The following is a 17783-nucleotide window of genomic DNA, read 5'->3' on the forward strand; positions in this document are numbered from 1 at the left end:
AGCATCATTTTAATCAGGCGAACGGGGTCGATGGCCGGTCTGCCATTATTGGGGCAGTAGAGGTGCGCGACAGCATCGCGGATAAAGCCAAAGTCGATGGCGGCATCAATTTTGCGTACCAGATGGTCTTCGGGGACGAGTTCATCAAGGGNGATAGTTTCAAACTGGTATTGTTGTGGGGAGGCGTCTCTAAGCATGGTAGTCAGTCCATTTTTTGTACTGACCTTATTAGATCAAAGTCCTAGCCTTTTGACTAGGACTTTGTCATCAGTCTGAAGAAGACGCCTTAGGGCGTCTTCTTTTTTGACTTCTCAGCACGAATTCGCCGGAGTTCTTTAGGATCTGCGGTTAAGGGGCGATAAATTTCTACCCTATCGCCATCCTGCAAAACGTCGGTCAACTTAGCTCCCCGGCTAAAAATTCCGACTTTATTCACGGCTAAATCAATATCTTTGCGGATATCTAAGATGCCCGAGGCCTGAATGGCCTGCTCTACCGTACAGCCTTCGGCAACCTCAAGCACCTTAACGTACTGGCGCTCTGGCAGAGCAAAAACCACCTCAATATGAATATCAGACACCATAGATCTCTTTAGCCCGCTTGGTAAAAGCCTGCACCATGTTGACGGCCAGATCCTGGAAAATTCGCCCGAAAGCGATCTCTACCAGCCGGCTGCTGAATTCAAACTCCAAATTAAACTCAATACGACACGCATCTTCCGTTAAAGGGGTAAACAGCCAGCCGCCTTGAAGCACCTTAAAAGGACCGTCCACCAGCTTCATATCGATAACTTTATCTTTGACCATTTTATTTCGGGTGGTAAAGGTTTTACGAATCCCTACTTTAGAAACATCGATCGAAGCTGTCATCGTATCTTCAGTTAACTCAAGAATTCGACTACTGACACAACCAGGCAAAAACTGCGGGTAGGAGAGAACGTCGTTAGCCAGTTGATACATTTGCCCGGCACTATAATTTACCAATGCCGAACGGCTGATATGCTTCATAACCTTTCCTAATCTCTATATCTGATGATGTCTGAACGATAAAACGCCGCAAATCATATCATCTAACTTGAAACTGACCAAAATCGATATCATATGATATAGGAATTGCTAACGTGTTTTATCAGCCTAAGCGGCAACAATAGAAGAAAAATTGGTGGCTTAAAGGGTTAAGGGATATCTTTCAAATCAGCATTAAGTATAATAAAACCACTATGACAAAGAAAAAAGTTCACAAACCCGGTTCCGCTACTATTGCGATGAACAAACGCGCCCGCCACGAGTATTTCATTGAAGATGAAATCGAGGCAGGATTATCCCTGCAAGGTTGGGAAGTTAAAGCCATGCGCGCAGGCAAAGCCAATATTATGGACAGCTACGTGGTGTTCAGAAACGGCGAAGCCTATCTGTTTGGCGCTACCATTACGCCGCTTAACGTTGCGTCGTCACATATCGTGTGCGACCCAACCCGCTCGCGTAAGCTGCTGCTTAAGAAAAGAGAGCTGGATTCACTGTTTGGCCTCTCTAACCGCGATGGCTATACCATCGTTGCCCTTTCCATGTATTGGAAAAATGCCTGGGCCAAAGTTAAAATTGGCGTAGCTAAAGGTAAGCAGCTGCACGATAAACGTACGGATATTAAAGACCGCGAATGGCAGGTCAGTAAGAACCGTATTATGAAGCATGCAAATCGCTAATTTTATACGATAAAAATGCAGATAGTATTTTAGGGGGGCATGAATCATTAAACGCCCTTTTATACTATTTGTATGCATAGATAGTGAGCTATCCCCCCCTGCTCTGAACTTTATCTATTTAGTGACAGAAAACTGCAAGGAAAGCGTTTATGTCAATTTCATCAGCACTGGCCGTTGGCCTTATTCGGTTTTATCAACGCTATATCTCGCCTCATAAGGGATTCAGCTGCGCCTATCACCAAATGACCGGCAAATCCTCTTGTTCAAGCTATGCGCTTAAAATGGTGCAACGCAACGGCGTGATGTCGTTATTTACCGCGCTGCCAAAACAGTTTTCACGATGCAGCAGTGCTTACCAAACCTATTTACAGCAAACGGATAAGCGCCAAAAGCCACAAAAAAAACCAAAAAGTGAGAGATGCGGCGACTGTGTTGATATGACTGAATGCGTCCCGACCCGCGCCTGCAAAGATCTTAGCGACTTTGGCCATTGCGATGTATGCGACTGTTCTTTCGACATTGGGCTAAAACGCACCTTTTTGTATAAACTTAAAAAAATCGCCTATCGCTATAAAGTTAAAAATAGCTAAGTCCGGGTTAAGACACTGGTGTACCAAGGGCAAACTCTGTTATACTCGCCCAGTAGTAACAACTTGGGGCTGATTCTGGATTCGACGGGATTGGCGAAGCCCAAGGTGCATGCCGAGGGGCGGTTGGCCTCGTAAAAAGCCGCAAAAAAATAGTCGCAAACGACGAAAACTACGCACTAGCAGCTTAATAACCTGCTTAGAGCCTTCTCTCCCTAGCCTCCGCTCTTAGGACGGGGATCAAGAGAAGTCAAATCCAAAAGAGATCGTGTGGATACCTTGCTTGGGGTTGAAGCATTAAAACTAATCAAGCTAGTTTATTAGTGGCGTGTCTGTCCGCAGCTGGTAGGCGAATGTAAAGACTGACTAAGCATGTAGTGCCGACGGTGTAGTAATTCCGGACGCGGGTTCAACTCCCGCCAGCTCCACCACATTAAGTTCTAAAGAAGTCTAAGAAAGTCCAGAAAGCCCGTAGCCATCAAGGTTTACGGGCTTTTCTTTATCTAGTGTAGTCTTGTGTCATCTTGTGTCATCTTGTGAAATCTATTTGTTTTGGGTACCCTTATAGGTACTCGATGGAAAGGTACCCATTCAACAGGTACCTATAAGATGGATGGTACCTATGGCAAAGCAGACTAGACCTCTCTCTGATACAGAGATTAAAGCAGCCAAACCTCAAGAGAGTGACTATACCCTTCATGATGGTGACGGCTTACAGCTTTTAATAAAAGCCACTGGCAGTAAGATCTGGCAGTTCCGCTATTATCGCCCTATCAATAAAAAACGAGCCAAGCTTACCTTTGGTTCTTATCCATCGATTACTCTGCAAGATGCTCGTAAACTTCGAGCTGAAGCCAGATCGTTAATAGCTAAGAACATCGATCCCCAAGACCACCAGCGCGAGCAACTTCAACAGACACAAGAAGCAAGAGCCAATACATTTCAAGTTGTCGCAGGTATGTGGTGGGAAGTCAAAAAGGCTAGCGTAACCGAAGACTACGCTAACGATATCTGGCGTTCGTTAGAGAAAGACGTGTTCCCCATGATTGGTAATCTTGCCATAGCTGATATCAAGGCTCGTACTCTAGTCCAAGCTATTGAACCGGTTCAGGCTCGTGGCGCTCTTGAAACTGTTAGGCGCCTTTGCCAACGGATTAATGAAGTAATGATATATGCAATGAACGTTGGCCTCATTGACGCCGCACCCAGCGTTAACATCAGTAAGGCATTTGAGAAACCCCAAAAAAAACACATGCCAAGTATACGTCCTGAGCAACTACCAGAACTGATGCAGACTATGCGCCTTGCCAGTATAGAACTACCCACCCGCAGTCTCTTTATGTGGCAATTATTTACACTGACCCGCCCCGCTGAAGCATCGGGTACCCGCTGGGATGAGATAGACCTTGATGCCAGACTATGGCGCATTCCTGCTGGCAGAATGAAAATGAACCGAGAACATATAATCCCATTATCTGAACAAGCGTTAAATATCTTAGAGCGAATGAAGCCTTTTAGTGGTCACAGAGAATACGTCTTCACTAGTCGGATTAAGCCAACTCAACCTATGAATAGCCAAACTGTTAACGCAGCGCTTAAACGTGCAGGATTTGGCGGAGTGCTGGTTTCTCACGGTCTACGCTCTATCGGTAGTACAGCTCTTAATGAAGAAGGCTTTGATTCTGATGTCATCGAAGCGGCTCTTGCTCATGTTGATAAGAATGAAGTGAGACGTGCCTATAACCGCAGTGACTATCTGGAAAAGCGTAAACCGATGATGCAGTGGTGGGCTGATTTTATTTCGGCAGCTGATAGCGGTAGTGTTATGAATAGTGGTATTAAGGGATTAAGGGCTGTAGGTTAAGCATTTCAATGCGTAACTTATGTAACCATGTTACAACCCAATAGCTATAAGCACTTAAGCAGTTACTTAGTACATTAGTATTAAGTAACCAAGTAACTCTTAACGTTAATTAGTTAATTTAAAAGGATTTGAATATGCAATTATCTCAAGAAACTTTAGATGAACTCAAACAGTCATTTACTTCAGATATAATTAAATGGGCCATAGAAGAAAAAAGCAAAAATCCTGAATGCGACTCATTATTAAAGATTTTACAACCGGTTCAAGGTGATTCGCCTCCTTATCTCCTTAGTCTAAATAGATTCAGATTATTATTACCCGATGACTACAGAGACAGAATGGATGCATTAGAGGTCATAGATTTCTACCTGAATAATACACCAATACATGAAGCTATTGCTGACAATGTCACTCGTGCTTGGTCAAGAATGACATTACGCTCAACAAGAAAAAGCACAGAGCTCACGATAGCTTCAGCTATAATCATTGACGCTATTCTAAATGATAAGATAGATATTGAATTAGAAAGGAAGGATGTAGAGAAGCAAGTTAATGGGTTCTATATTATAAAACGAGATCTTAAAAGAGGTGCTCCTCAGTACCAACTAAAACGCGTTTTCCTTTATCATGCGGCTTTATTATATAAAGTGTACGAAAAGAATAATGGCCCTCGTGGTGCTATCAAATTTGCAATGAGTGAGCTGAATAATTTAGTAAAAATTGGACTTCCTATATTGAAAGAAATAAACAAGAAATGCTATGAATCTCAATTTAATATTGATTGGTATGAAGAGCTAAAAAAGTCCAGCTCCATCACTATATCCGAAATCTGGAGAACTGTGCCAGCCCCAACTGAATTAATTGAAGTAATTGAATACATTAATAGTGTCCACATCATGGTTGATGAAAAAGAGTTCAGCAAACAACTCAATACGTTTCTTCGAACACCAGATGTTAGCTACATATCATCTCATGTTGACTCAATCCCAGTGGCATACCTACCATCTAAGTAGTTCCTTATACGGGTATAATTCAGTCTATTTATCCCCGTTTTAATTTCACATCAAAACATTAAGAATCTCCGCACATTCCTAGATGTCCTAGGAACTAAAGGAGATTATATGATAATCACAGACTCCCAACCTCTTCATGCCGAACGTCTGCTCCGCATATGTGAGGTTATCGAACTGCTCTCAATCGGCAAATCAACATTCTATTCTTGGGTTAAGCAAGGCATCGCGCCACAACCCATACGCCTTAGCTCGCGCTGCGTCGCTTGGCGCTTATCCGACATTATTAAATTTATCGAATTACGTAAGGTTAAATAAATGAAAAATCATATTTCAGTACCTCGTGCTATTAAAAATATAGAAATTTTAGAACATGATTATTTTATCATCGATGACAAAGGGAACTATATTTCTATTGATTCCTTTGAGGCGTCATGTGGAGTGCAAGTCATACATAGAGAATATGCAAAAAAAATAAAACCAGTAATTGCTATAGCAATAAGCAAGGGGAAAAATTTAGAGCGTACATTGATAAATCAAAACCGAACGCTAACCCAACAAGCATTAATCGACGGTATACCTATACTAAAAGAATTATTAAAAAGCATCAACGTGATGCTAAGAAATAATGAACCTATTTTAATTCTTAATACTGAACTAATCAGTGAGATGGACCATTTTCTTAATATATTTAAGGAGATTAAGTAATGACCATCTTAAATAATGTTTACCTAAACGAAGTCGTCTGGCTAGCAGAACAAGGAATACCTGTTCACCCTATCCCTTTAGGCCAAAAATTTACCAACCAAAAAGGCTGGCAAGTTGCCCCTATATTGACAGAGGAAGAAGTAAAAGCATATTTACCTGATTGGGAGAAACATAATTATGGCCTTGGCATACGCACTGGTTTCCCCCTCACTGGAGGGGGATTTCTCGGTGTCATTGACGTTGATCCCCACGCAGGTGAACTCACGCCAGAAGTACGAGCCGAATTGCATCAGGCATTATTATCATTAGGGCTTTCTCCCACAGTACCCAACGTGATTACAGGCCGTTGCGATGATTCATGTCACTACTATATCCATTTCAGTGATATTGGATCGGTTAACAAAGCAGCCCTTAAACTATCTGAATCCAAGCATAAGAATACTGATGGAAAACCTTACTGGATAATTGAGCTATTAGGTAAAGGTAAGCAGGTTGTGTCACCGCCAACTATCCATCCTAAAACAGGATTATCTTATCGTAGGGTTAGCCATAATATTATGGATGCTCCGGCGGAACTGTTAAAGCGGCTAACAGAGCAACAAGTTCATACTCAGGGAGCACAAGCTAAACACACTGATCCTATAATTGATTCTCTTGCTAATGATCAAGTATTAGCATCGATGAAAGAAGCTCTATCATTTATTAACCCCAACTGTGACTATCCGTTATGGAGGGATGTTCTCTGGGCTATTCGCGATCATCAGATTCATGCTGGTAAAGAGATAGCAAAGGAGTGGAGCAAACAATCTCAAGAGAAGTTTGATGAGAACGCTTTTGAATCTACGTGGGAAAGCTTTGATCCTAACGGCGGTATCCATGCTGCGACACTTTACCACCATGCGCAATCGCAGGGATGGAAAGGTGAAACATATCACTCAACAGCACTCAAAAATGTCACGGTACCGAGTGATGACCAACGCCCATGCTTCAGGGTATTCGATAATAATATTGAATACGAAGGGCAAAAGCTCACAGCTGGAGTCTGGTTTTTTGATATTAAACCTGGCGAATCACCAACTACACATCATCTGTATATCTGTTCACCGATACATGTAGAAGCGGTTACCTGTGATTTGGAAGAAAGGAACTTCGGCCGCCTGCTACGATTTAAAAACACTCTAGGCATTTGGCATACATGGGCAATGCCGATGGATCTATTGGCTGGTAGCGGTGATGAACTACGAGCAATCCTTTTATCAATGGGTGTAGGGATTTCTCTTAAGCAAAAAAATCTCTTAATGAATTATTTACAACAAGTAACACCTAAACGCCGTATGCGCTGTGCCTTACAGATCGGCTGGGCAGGTAATGTATTTATCCTACCCGACAGTACTATTAGTGATACAACCAATACTGAAGTTATCTTCCAGTCAGGCCAACGACCTCAAGAAGAATATACTGTGGGAGGTACTCTCGAAGGCTGGCAAGAAAACGTAGCGGCTCTTGCCCAAGGGAACCCTCTGTTTGTTCTTGGACTTTGTGCTGCTTTCGCTGGTCCTTTGCTAGAAAAATGCCATGCAGAAAGTGGAGGCATACACTTCTATGGTGATTCATCAACCGGTAAAACAACGCTCGTTGAGGCGGCTTGTTCCGTCTGGGGAGGAAAAAACTATAAACGTAGCTGGCGGGCTACGTCTAATGGTATGGAAGGAGCCGCTATGATGTTCAACGATACCCTGCTAGCACTTGATGAGATCAGTGAATGTGCGCCTCAGGAAGTTGGAAATATCATATATTCGCTAGGTAATGGTGTAGGTAAACAACGTGCGAGCCGTACAGGCTTAGCTCGTGCTATTGCACGTTGGCGCTGTTCCGTAATATCCAGCGGAGAATTAACTACCGTAGCCACAATTGAGCAAAGCAATATTCGAGTTAAAGCTGGGCAAGCTGTTCGCCTCATTGATATTCCAGTACAAATGGCCTACGGGGCATGGGACAATTTGCATGGATTTGAAACTGGTAATCAATTTTCAGATCACCTAAAAGCACAAAGTGCACTGCATCATGGTCACGCTGGTAGGGCTTTTCTAGAATCCCTAATTAAAGACAAAAGTGATTTTAACCATGCACTGAATAAGCTTGTTGCTTTGCCTCAATTTAGTGGTAATTCGTCCGAAGGACAAATCAAACGCGTTGCTCGTAGGTTTGCTTTATTAGCCCTTGCTGGCGAGTCCGCTACAGTTTATGGCATAACTAAATGGCAAGCAGGTGAAGCTCTAAACGCCGCGGTAGCCACATTCAATACTTGGAAATCATTACGAGGTGATACCAGTACCGAATATCAACAAACTATCAATCAATTAACATCATTTATAGAGCGGCACGGTGATAGCCGTTTCGCCCCCAAAATTGAAACCTCTTCAATAACTATCCGCGATCGTGCTGGATGGTGGGAGGATGAACCGGTTAGTGGTGAGAGAGTTTATTTATTTACCTCCAGTGGCCTGCGTGAAGCGTTAACCGGTCTAGACTTCCAACGTGCATTAAAGAATCTACGTGACGCGAAAATACTGAAACTCACGGATACGAGTAATAAGGCAGTTTCCAAAAAGATTGGTAAACAAACGCACCGCGTATATCCCATTTGTCTACAAAATCAGGATGATTAAACCCCGTTGGTTACGGTGGTTACATCAACTACATATGATCGTTACCACCTAACTATCTGAAATTATTAATCTGTTACTTAATTACATAAGTTACATATGGAGAGATTTAAATGAGAACGTACCTAAGCGTAATCCAAAAACAAATTGAAGTTGAAAAAGCTGCTCAGGTAGATAGGGAATATAAGCCACACACCCTCCATCTAAAAGAGCAAATTCAGCAGTGGGTGAACACACTATCCACAGCCAGTAGGCAGCAAGAGTTATATGAGACCGACTTATGCCGGACATTTAAATGTCATAAAGAAGACCTTGCTATTGCCATGGATGCAATTGGCATTTCAGGTAAGAAGATTAATCGTTGCGGTGTGTTAGTCCGAGCCTATTTTATTGAGCCAAAGCCAACAAGCTATTCAGAGCTTAGCGACGGTCAACGCTTCTTACTGAAGCTGCTAACGCAAGGCAGCATTGGCAATAACCAAGATGGATGGCCAGAATCAATACCCAGTAGAACGCTATATGAGATGTTTATTGATAGCCCTGAACACGAAGCTGGTTCAGACAGATCGTTTGGCAGGGATGTACTTAGCTCCGGTATAGCAGTAAAGCGGCGTAGCGCTGGGTCCGTCAATGTATGGCGTTACGACCTACTCTCTCTTAATGAAGCTCGTCAGGTATTCACTACTCAAGTCTTGTGTAATATGGGGTATAACTGGGAGTAACAACGGTTACTCCTATTATCCAATCACTCCAGCACATTTAATAATATGTACTTAATACTTTAGTGTCTTATGAATAATCATATTTGGTTGCCGCATATGCTCCCAACGCCGTTGGTATGACATAGAAGGCAGCCGAATACTCATTAAGATTAAGGTTAAATATAAATAGAAACACGAGTACTATTAGTAATAATACAAAAAGTAATCTAGCAGTTTTAATTCTATTACTTGGTGCTGTATAAGTGCCAGACAGAATAAATATAGCGCCCATAAAGAAAGAAACACCAGCCTCTAATAAAAAATCACCAATTATTCCGTGCTCAGGACCTAGCAGTTTTAAAAAAAATTTATATATAACTGGCACAATAACTGAGGCAAGAACTGCGACCGGCATCACCACTATCCATCTTAGATAACTAATCATCATATCGCCTTAAACCCAGTTATATAGCAGTTCCCAGGGATTCCTATAGCTCTGTAGTTAGCATTATATATTTCCCCTTTGTGATGAACTTTCATAATCACGTGCCCTTGAACTGCCCTATCAAGAGACTCATAAAAAACAAAATACTTTCTTTTAAACAAGAAGACATTTTTGAAATAAAAAACAAATAGCGGCCAAATTATCATTACCATAATAAATGATATAACCACGTTGGAACTACCACGAGATTGTCCGTTGATAAATATTATTTTCGCAGCAAAAACGCCAACAAATATGTATAAGAGAACCACGACCCAAATTATAGACATAGCAATACCTTCCATTAATAACAATGAATCTTTAGCATTAAAAATATTTTACTTATAGGTAACAGCTATTCTGCTAATTCAACTTCGCGCTTTTCACATTTACCTTTCGATGACCACTTGAGAATAACGCGCTGTTCATTAACTTCAACAAAAATATCACAATACTGTATATACGTTGATGCTGGCGAACTTAAAATCATTGACCCTGATTTTACGGCCATACCAGAAGAAGAATGAGACCAACGATGAGACCAATAATATACCTTGTTACCGTTAGGTGCGGTTATGAAACCATCAGGATAACTTCTATTATCTACATACTTGTCCAAACTTTTTCCAATCCATGAATCCATTGTCCTCGCAAAATTTTCATGGGTTGGTGTAGCTGAGCACCCCAATAACGAGAGGCTGAAAACCAATACACAAGCGTATCTCTTCATTTCTGAATCATCCTTGCATGAACTAGATGTACATGATTATCGGAAGTCTATTGTATGTTATTCAAACGGAACGATTGATCGTTTGTTTCGATCAATTAAGGTAAGTGTGATCGATTTAAACGATCAATCGCACTCATATATATCTGTTCTGAAAAAACAGGGAGTATTTAGTTATGGAAGATTATAGGGCTATAGGCAATGCTTATATCTTCCAACAAATTCTTCGTATATGCCTAATGGCACAGTAAAACCTATCGACGTGTGTATAATACACACCATCTTTTTATGTACGTTTTCGGGTTCTTCTATGACTAACACCAACTTTTCTCAAACAGCGGCCTTTATTTGGTCAGTTGCCGATCTGTTACGCGGTGATTTCAAACAATCGCAGTACGGACGCGTGATTCTGCCTTTCACTCTGCTACGCCGTCTTGAGTGTGTGTTAGCACCTACCAAAGAGGCAGTGGTTGCGGAAGCGGAAAAACTGAAGGCCAGCCCATTGTCGGAAGAAGGGCGAGAGAAGTTTCTGTTACGTGCTACCAAAGGACTGTCGTTCTTCAATACTTCGCCGATGGATCTCGGCAAGATGGGGCAGAACGACATCAAAGAAAACCTGGAGAACTACGTTCAGTGCTTCTCAAAGGATGCACACGAAATCTTCGAGCATTTCAAATTCAGCGAGTTTGTTGGCCTGCTGGATGATGCAAACCTACTGTTTAAAATCGTTAAGAAATTCGCGACTACCGACCTGAGCCCGAAAGCCATTTCTAACCATGAAATGGGCTTGGTGTTTGAAGAGTTAATCCGCCGTTTTGCGGAGAGCTCAAACGAGACTGCCGGGGAGCACTTTACTCCACGCGATATCGTGCGCTTAACCACTTCGCTGGTGTTTATGGAAGATGATGAAGCGTTGTCGAAAGACGGCATCATCCGCACCATTTACGACCCGACGGCGGGTACGGGTGGTTTCCTCTCTTCTGGTATGGAATACGTGCACGAACTGAACCCAAAAGCGGTGATGCGCGCATTTGGCCAGGAGCTGAACCCAGAGTCTTACGCTATCTGTAAAGCAGATATGCTGATCAAAGGTCAGGACGTTAGCCGCATCAAGCTGGGCAACACGCTTTCCAATGACCAGTTACCGCAAGACCAGTTCGACTACATGCTTTCTAACCCGCCGTTTGGCGTGGACTGGAAAAAAATTGAAGGCGAGATTAACGACGAGCACCAGCAAAAAGGCTTTAACGGGCGTTTTGGCCCCGGCCTGCCGCGTGTTTCTGACGGTTCGCTGCTGTTCCTGATGCACTTGATTAGCAAAATGCGCGATAGCGATAAAGTCGATGGTTCTGTGAGCAGCGGTGGGCGTATCGGTATTATCCTCAACGGTTCACCACTGTTTACCGGTGGGGCAGGAAGCGGTGAGAGTGAAATCCGCCGTTATATTCTGGAAGCCGATTTACTAGAAGGTATTGTGGCGCTGCCAACGGATATGTTCTACAACACCGGTATTGCTACCTATGTTTGGATTCTATCGAACAAGAAAGCCACAGAGCGTAAAGGCAAAGTCCAGTTGATTGATGGCACCAACCTGTGCGGTAAGATGCGCAAGTCTTTAGGCTCCAAGCGTAACCTGATGGGCGAGGACGACATTAAGCTTATCACCCGCACCTTTGGTGAGTTTGAAGTAGTGGATGCCACTTCTCTTGAAGATTTAGGTCTTGAGAAAGCGCCGGAACAAAAATCTAACCGTGGCCGCCAGTCTGCTACAGCCAAAACCGAAGCGGTGAAAACCTTCGCCAGCAAAATCTTTAACAGCACTGATTTTGGCTACCGCCGCCTGACCATTGAGCGTCCGCTGCGTTTGTCAGCACAGGTGACCGATGAAGCTATTGCCACTCTGCGCTTTGCCACCAAACCACTGAATGCACCGATGGAACGTTTATATGAAGAGTTCTCCGAACAGTGGCAAAACGATAACTATGGTGACTTTACCGATATCGAAGTTGAAGCTCGCGCGATTATCAAAGCGGAATTTGCTGAACTGAAAGAGAAGCAAATTAAAGACCTGCTGGATAGCAAACTGTGGCTGGCACAACGTGCATTGATGGATAAAGCGCAACAAATCCAGACGGCGTTAGGCGCTAAAGCTGGTGGCAAAGAGCGGGTGAGCAACGACTTTAATGAGTTCCAGTTGACACTCAAAGGCGCGATCAAAACCGCAGGCGTTAAGCTGGATACTAAAGAGAACAAACAGTTTATCGATGCCATCACCACCAAAAATCCTGCCGCTGAACCGGTGGTGAAAAAGGTACTGAAAGAAGCCGCCCAACCGCTGTACGGTGCGTTTGAATACAAAGGCAAAGTGGTGGAATTCGATCAGGACGGCGATCTGCGTGATAACGAAAACGTGCCGTTAAACCCTGCTATTGCCACCAGCGATCTGATTGAAAACTACTTTAAAGCAGAAGTATTGCCGCACGTTGCCGATGCCTGGATTAACGCCGATAAGCGCGATGCGAAAGATAATGAAGTGGGGATTGTTGGTTATGAGATTCCGTTTAACCGCCACTTTTACGTTTATCAGCCGCCGCGCCCGTTAGAAGAGATTGATGCCGACTTGGATGCCGTAAGTGCTGAGATTATGAAGCTGCTGCAGGAGGTACATTCCTGATGGCTAAGTATAAGGCTTATCCTGAGTATAAGGATTCTGGGGTGGACTCCTTTGGATCTATTCCTAAAAAATGGTCAGCACTTAGACTTAAATATATTTTTGAAATAAAAAAGAGAATTGCAGGGACACTCGGGTTCGATATTCTTTCTGTGACTCAGAAGGGTATTAAAATAAAAGATATTGATAGTGGTGAAGGGCAACTATCAATGGACTATTCAAAATACCAGAGAGTATTGCCCGGTGAATTTGCAATGAATCATATGGATTTATTGACTGGGTATGTTGATATATCAAAGTATGATGGCGTTACAAGTCCTGACTATCGGGTGTTCTCTGTTCGTGATAATAATGATTTTTATAGCCGATATTTCCTTTATTTATTGCAAGATGGCTACAAACAACGTCGATTCTTCCATCTTGGACAAGGAAGTGCGCACTTAGGTAGATGGCGTTTACCTACAGAGGCGTTTAACGAGATTATATATCCGCTACCTTCGTTAGAAGAGCAAGTTAAAATAGCGGATTTCCTCGATCATGAAACCGCAAAAATCGATAAGCTGATCGAGAAACAGCAGCAACTGATTGAACTGCTAAAAGAAAAGCATCAGGCAGTGATTAGCCATGCTGTAACCAAAGGTCTAAATCCAGATGTGCTGATGAAGGATTCTGGTGTTGAGTGGCTGGGGGAAGTGCCGGAGCACTGGCTATGCTCAAAAATCAAGCATATAGCATTATTGACGCCTAAAAAATCAGCTGCAAACTTTAAACCGAATGATGAATGTACTTTCATCCCGATGGAGAAGTTGAAAAGGAACTCTCTTGTAACGGATGAAAGTAAATTTATAAGAGAAGTTATAAATGGTTATACCTATTTTGAAGAAAATGATCTTTTATTAGCCAAGGTAACACCATGTTTTGAAAATAAAAACATTGCAGTGGCTTGTGGGTTGGTTAATAGGGTCGGTTTCGGTTCTACGGAAATATATGTTCTTAGGCCTACTGAAAAAGTTCAGGTAAATTACTTATTATATCGACTTCAGGAAGATAATTTCATTCGGGCAGCAACAGGAGCAATGACTGGTGCTGGCGGGCTGAAACGTGTTCCTTCAGATTTTCTGCTTAACTATCCTATTGCCATTCCACCAAAATCTGAAATGGATGCAATTGTTGACTATCTCGGTGAACAGGAAGCTCGTTACGATTTGATTGAGAAGAATGCTACGAATGCTGTTCAGCTCCTCCAAGAACGCCGCACTGCCCTTATCTCCGCCGCCGTCACTGGCAAAATAGACGTGCGCGACTGGATTGCACCAGACATCAGCGATATCAAGGCAACAGAGGAAGCGACCGCATGAGTATGGATACCACCAAAGAGCTGATTTTCCAGGATGAAATGATTGCTCAAATGGAAGACAAAGGCTGGATTCGAGGCAAACCAGAAGGCTATGACCGCGAACGTGCTCTGTACTCGCAGGATGTCATCGCCTTTGTGCAAAACACTCAGCCGCTGGAGTGGGAAAAATTTTCTAAGATTTACCCCACCGATACCGAGCGTCATTTCCTTGATTTGCTGGTGGCGCAACTTAAAAAAGCCGATAACAACGCCACAGACCAGCTATCGCGCACTTACGGCACGCTGGGCGTGTTGCGCCACGGTATCAAAAGCCATAATGCGCGCTTTTCGCTATGCCAGTTTAAACCCGAGCACAATCTCAACCCGGAAACCCTGGCGCGTTATAAACAGAATATCTGCCGTATTGTGCCAGAACTGGTTTACAGCCCGTATGCCACCAAAGCGGCACTGGATGAAACGGGTTCAGTAGCAAAGAAATGGCGTATCGATTTGGTGCTGTTTATCAACGGCTTGCCGATTGCCACACTTGAGCTGAAATCAGAATTCAAGCAAGCGGTACATAACGCGATTAAACAATATAAGAAAACGCGTTTGCCGAAAGACCCGATAACCAATAAGCCTGAGCCGTTGCTCACTTTTAAACGTGGTGCGCTGGTGCACTTTGCCGTCAGCCAGTATGAAGTGTTTATGGCCACCAAACTGGCGGGTGATAACACCTTCTTCCTGCCGTTTAACAAAGGCACCAAAGAAGGCGGCGCGGGTAATGAAACTCCCGACAATGAAAACGAATACGCCACCAGCTACCTGTGGAATGAAGTCCTGCTGCCGGACAATCTGCTGAAAATCCTTGCCAGTTTTGTGCATCTGCAAATTGAAGAAAAAGAGGACTGGAACGGGCTGAAGGTTAAAAAAGAAAGCCTGATCTTCCCGCGCTACCACCAGTGGGATGTGGTGAATAAGCTGATCAGCGCCGCTGCGGTAGAAGGCACGGGTCATAAATATCTGATTCAACACAGTGCCGGTTCCGGGAAATCTAACTCTATTGCCTGGACCGCCCACCAGCTTTCCACACTCTATGATGAAAAGGGCGAGAAGCAGTTCCACTCGGTAATTGTGGTAACGGATCGCACCGTGCTGGACGAGCAGCTCCAGGACACCATTTACCAGTTTGAACACGCCGATGGCGTCGTCGGGCGCATTAACAATAAAGAAGGCGATGGATCGAAATCGGAAAAGCTCGCCAGCGCCCTGGAAAACTCGCAGCCGATTATTATCGTTACCATCCAGACCTTCCCGTTCGTTCTGAAAGCCATTGAAAACAGCGTCAGCCTCAAGCAGCGTAAATATGCGGTTATCGCTGATGAAGCACACTCTTCGCAAAGCGGTTCTACGGCGCGTCAGCTTAAAGAAGTGTTGATGAAAGAAGAGGCGGATGATGATGTGGTGCTGTCGTCGGAAGATATTCTCGATGCCACCATCGCTGCACGTAAAAACAGCAGTAATCTTAACTACTATGCGTTTACCGCCACGCCAAAAGCTAAAACACTCGAGCTGTTTGGCCGCCGCCCAAACCCTCTCGAACCTGCATCAAAGACCAATAAACCCGAAGCCTTCCATGTTTACTCCATGCGCCAGGCCATCGAAGAAGGCTTTATTCTTGATGTTCTCAAGAACTACACCAACTACAAAGTGGCGTATAAGCTGCTGCAAAAACTGGACGATCCTGACCGGGAAGTGGACAGCAAGAAAACCAAAATCAAACTGAACCAGTGGGTCACGCTGCACGACCATAACGTGTCGCAAAAAGTAAAAGTGATTGTTGAGCACTACCGCAAACATGTGATGCATTTACTGGGTGGGCAGGCCAAAGCGATGGTCGTCACCAGTTCTCGCAAAGCGGCAGTGCGCTACAAGCTGGCATTTGATAAGTACATTGCAGAGAACAACTACCAGAAAATTAACGCCATGGTGGCGTTTTCTGGGGAAGTGGAATTTGTGGAGAGTGACCACAATAGCCTCGCACTGCTGAATCAGAAGTTTACCGAAACCAATATGAACCCAGGGCTGAAAGGCCGGGATATGCGTAAAGCCTTTGATAGCGATGATTATCAGGTGATGCTGGTGGCGAATAAGTTCCAGACCGGTTTTGACCAGCCAAAACTATGCGCCATGTATGTGGATAAAGCGCTTGGTGGTGTGGAGTGCGTACAGACGCTTTCGCGTCTGAATCGTACCTATCCCGGCAAAGCGCAGTCGGGCACTTTTGTGCTGGATTTCTACAACGAACCCGACGAGATCCTGGAAGCTTTCCAGCCTTACTATCAAACGGCTGAACTGACTGATGTCAGCGATCCACAACTGGTCTTTGAGTTATTCCAGAAGCTCCGCACCAGTGGTATCTTCCAGTGGAATGAAGTCGAGCAATTCTGTGACGCCTTCTTCACCAAAAACAAATCAAACGCCGCGATAAGCAATATCTGTAAACCTGCCGTTGAGCGCTGGAAGAAGCGTTATACCTCCGCTGTGGAGGCTTATAAGCTGGCAAAAGAAATCTTTGAACGCACGAAAAAAACCAATGATGTGGTGCTGATCACCAATGCTGAAAACAGCTTCAAAGATTGCAAACAAGAGAAAGACAAACTGGATATCTTCAAGAAAGATCTCGGCAGTTTTGTCCGCTTCTATGAGTTTATGTCGCAAATCGTTGAGTACGATGACAAGGAACTGGAGAAGCTCAGCCTGTTTGCCCGCCATCTGCGTCCGCTACTCCATGAGCAGCGCATTGAAGAAGACGAGATTGATTTAAGCAACGTGGAGATGAGCCATTACCGCTTATCAAAACTCCATGAGCAGCATCTCAAACTTCAGGAAGATGCCGAAGAATACAAAATCGAGCCGGGTAATGACGTCGGCACAGCCAAGCCGAAGGATAAGAAAGAAGAGTTTCTGTCCAATATTCTGGCGCGTCTGAATGACCTGTTTATTACGGATAACCTTAGCGACAAAGACATGATCAACTATGCCTTTACCGTACGCGACAAGTTATCAGAAAACCAGGCGGTCATGACGCAGATTGCTAATAACACCCGTGAACAAGCCATGCTTGGGGATTTCCCTAAAGCGATTGATGACGCGGTGATGGACAGCAGCGAAGCGCAACATGAGATGATGATGCAATACCTTTCAAACCCTGAACTTGCCAAAGGTTTTGCCCGAGTGGTATTCGATATGCTAAAAGGGGCTTAGGTTATCCTTAGCAGATTATTAACGCAGACTTAAGATATAAAAGTATCGCGCACTAACTAA

16 protein-coding genes and 1 other RNA gene are annotated in these 17783 nt (G+C 43.8%); 12 read left to right on the top strand and 5 right to left on the bottom strand.

Going from position 1 to position 17783, the window contains the following annotated elements:
- From YWE_RS29730 to YWE_RS0116860, 3 genes are all read right to left on the bottom strand, one after another.
- Window positions 1-197 (bottom strand): transposase (locus YWE_RS29730; protein ID WP_071605810.1); only part of this gene is annotated, 197 nt, incomplete at its 3' end.
- A gap of 89 nt (window positions 198-286) precedes the next feature.
- Entirely contained in the window at window positions 287-580 is a 294-nt protein-coding gene (locus YWE_RS0116855; RefSeq protein ID WP_029095594.1) for an RnfH family protein, read from the bottom strand.
- On the bottom strand, window positions 573-1007 hold the full coding sequence (locus YWE_RS0116860) for an SRPBCC family protein (protein WP_029095595.1): 435 nt from the start codon (window positions 1005-1007) through the stop codon (window positions 573-575). The genes YWE_RS0116855 and YWE_RS0116860 overlap by 8 nt, the downstream gene beginning before the upstream one ends.
- Window positions 1008-1219: 212 nt before the next feature.
- Between YWE_RS0116860 and smpB the strand changes: the two genes are divergently transcribed.
- The 9 genes from smpB to YWE_RS0116900 all read left to right on the top strand — a co-directional run bounded on the left by smpB (window position 1220) and on the right by YWE_RS0116900 (window position 9259).
- Window positions 1220-1702, top strand: a complete 483-nt coding sequence (smpB, locus tag YWE_RS0116865) for an SsrA-binding protein SmpB (protein WP_029095596.1) — start codon at window positions 1220-1222, stop codon at window positions 1700-1702.
- Window positions 1703-1851: 149 nt separating this feature from the next.
- On the top strand, window positions 1852-2292 hold the full coding sequence (gene yidD, locus YWE_RS0116870) for a membrane protein insertion efficiency factor YidD (RefSeq protein WP_029095597.1): 441 nt from the start codon (window positions 1852-1854) through the stop codon (window positions 2290-2292).
- 65 nt (window positions 2293-2357) lie between these two features.
- Window positions 2358-2720, top strand: a transfer-messenger RNA (tmRNA) gene (gene ssrA, locus YWE_RS29735).
- A 191-nt stretch (window positions 2721-2911) separates the two neighbouring features.
- Entirely contained in the window at window positions 2912-4153 is a 1242-nt protein-coding gene (locus YWE_RS0116875; protein ID WP_029095598.1) for an integrase domain-containing protein, read from the top strand.
- A gap of 134 nt (window positions 4154-4287) precedes the next feature.
- The gene (locus YWE_RS0116880; protein WP_029095599.1) at window positions 4288-5166 is read left to right on the top strand and encodes a hypothetical protein; all 879 of its coding nucleotides are present in this window, start codon (window positions 4288-4290) and stop codon (window positions 5164-5166) included.
- A 108-nt stretch (window positions 5167-5274) separates the two neighbouring features.
- The gene (locus tag YWE_RS0116885; protein WP_029095600.1) at window positions 5275-5481 is read left to right on the top strand and encodes a helix-turn-helix transcriptional regulator; all 207 of its coding nucleotides are present in this window, start codon (window positions 5275-5277) and stop codon (window positions 5479-5481) included.
- Window positions 5482-5871: a hypothetical protein gene (locus YWE_RS0116890; protein WP_029095601.1), complete on the top strand. Its 390-nt coding sequence runs from the start codon at window positions 5482-5484 to the stop codon at window positions 5869-5871.
- Window positions 5871-8540, top strand: coding sequence for a DUF927 domain-containing protein (locus YWE_RS30105; RefSeq protein WP_084167118.1), 2670 nt, complete (start codon window positions 5871-5873; stop codon window positions 8538-8540). Before YWE_RS0116890 ends, YWE_RS30105 begins: the two co-directional genes overlap by 1 nt.
- A 110-nt stretch (window positions 8541-8650) precedes the next feature.
- Complete coding sequence (locus tag YWE_RS0116900) at window positions 8651-9259, top strand: hypothetical protein (RefSeq protein ID WP_029095602.1); 609 nt, start codon at window positions 8651-8653, stop codon at window positions 9257-9259.
- 67 nt (window positions 9260-9326) lie between these two features.
- Here the strand turns inward: YWE_RS0116900 and YWE_RS0116905 are convergent, their stop codons facing one another.
- Window positions 9327-9683, bottom strand: a complete 357-nt coding sequence (locus tag YWE_RS0116905; protein ID WP_029095603.1) for a hypothetical protein — start codon at window positions 9681-9683, stop codon at window positions 9327-9329.
- Between the two features lie 394 nt (window positions 9684-10077).
- Window positions 10078-10452 (bottom strand): hypothetical protein, encoded by a 375-nt coding sequence (locus tag YWE_RS0116915; protein WP_127526444.1) that lies wholly within the window; start codon window positions 10450-10452, stop codon window positions 10078-10080.
- A 307-nt stretch (window positions 10453-10759) separates the two neighbouring features.
- Between YWE_RS0116915 and YWE_RS0116920 the strand changes: the two genes are divergently transcribed.
- The 3 genes from YWE_RS0116920 to YWE_RS0116930 are packed head-to-tail and all read left to right on the top strand — an operon-like array spanning window position 10760 to window position 17723.
- The gene (locus YWE_RS0116920; protein WP_029095606.1) at window positions 10760-13123 is read left to right on the top strand and encodes a type I restriction-modification system subunit M; all 2364 of its coding nucleotides are present in this window, start codon (window positions 10760-10762) and stop codon (window positions 13121-13123) included.
- The gene (locus YWE_RS29080) at window positions 13123-14478 is read left to right on the top strand and encodes a restriction endonuclease subunit S (RefSeq protein ID WP_051323393.1); all 1356 of its coding nucleotides are present in this window, start codon (window positions 13123-13125) and stop codon (window positions 14476-14478) included. The genes YWE_RS0116920 and YWE_RS29080 overlap by 1 nt, the downstream gene beginning before the upstream one ends.
- Window positions 14475-17723 (top strand): type I restriction endonuclease subunit R, encoded by a 3249-nt coding sequence (locus YWE_RS0116930; protein ID WP_029095607.1) that lies wholly within the window; start codon window positions 14475-14477, stop codon window positions 17721-17723. Before YWE_RS29080 ends, YWE_RS0116930 begins: the two co-directional genes overlap by 4 nt.
- Window positions 17724-17783: the final 60 nt, after the last annotated feature.

Source organism: Budvicia aquatica DSM 5075 = ATCC 35567 (assembly GCF_000427805.1).
GTDB classification, from domain to species: Bacteria; Pseudomonadota; Gammaproteobacteria; order Enterobacterales; family Enterobacteriaceae; genus Budvicia; species Budvicia aquatica.

Bases quoted from the DNA above. Each gene is read 5' to 3' on its own strand.
- YWE_RS0116860 (WP_029095595.1), bottom strand. From the start codon at position 1,007: ATGAAGCATATCAGCCGTTCGGCATTGGTAAATTATAGTGCCGGGCAA.
- smpB (WP_029095596.1), top strand. From the start codon at position 1,220: ATGACAAAGAAAAAAGTTCACAAACCCGGTTCCGCTACTATTGCGATG.
- yidD (WP_029095597.1), top strand. From the start codon at position 1,852: ATGTCAATTTCATCAGCACTGGCCGTTGGCCTTATTCGGTTTTATCAA.
- YWE_RS0116875 (WP_029095598.1), top strand. From the start codon at position 2,912: ATGGCAAAGCAGACTAGACCTCTCTCTGATACAGAGATTAAAGCAGCC.
- YWE_RS0116880 (WP_029095599.1), top strand. From the start codon at position 4,288: ATGCAATTATCTCAAGAAACTTTAGATGAACTCAAACAGTCATTTACT.
- YWE_RS0116885 (WP_029095600.1), top strand. From the start codon at position 5,275: ATGATAATCACAGACTCCCAACCTCTTCATGCCGAACGTCTGCTCCGC.
- YWE_RS0116890 (WP_029095601.1), top strand. From the start codon at position 5,482: ATGAAAAATCATATTTCAGTACCTCGTGCTATTAAAAATATAGAAATT.
- YWE_RS30105 (WP_084167118.1), top strand. From the start codon at position 5,871: ATGACCATCTTAAATAATGTTTACCTAAACGAAGTCGTCTGGCTAGCA.
- YWE_RS0116900 (WP_029095602.1), top strand. From the start codon at position 8,651: ATGAGAACGTACCTAAGCGTAATCCAAAAACAAATTGAAGTTGAAAAA.
- YWE_RS0116905 (WP_029095603.1), bottom strand. From the start codon at position 9,683: ATGATTAGTTATCTAAGATGGATAGTGGTGATGCCGGTCGCAGTTCTT.
- YWE_RS0116915 (WP_127526444.1), bottom strand. From the start codon at position 10,452: ATGAAGAGATACGCTTGTGTATTGGTTTTCAGCCTCTCGTTATTGGGG.
- YWE_RS0116920 (WP_029095606.1), top strand. From the start codon at position 10,760: ATGACTAACACCAACTTTTCTCAAACAGCGGCCTTTATTTGGTCAGTT.
- YWE_RS29080 (WP_051323393.1), top strand. From the start codon at position 13,123: ATGGCTAAGTATAAGGCTTATCCTGAGTATAAGGATTCTGGGGTGGAC.
- YWE_RS0116930 (WP_029095607.1), top strand. From the start codon at position 14,475: ATGAGTATGGATACCACCAAAGAGCTGATTTTCCAGGATGAAATGATT.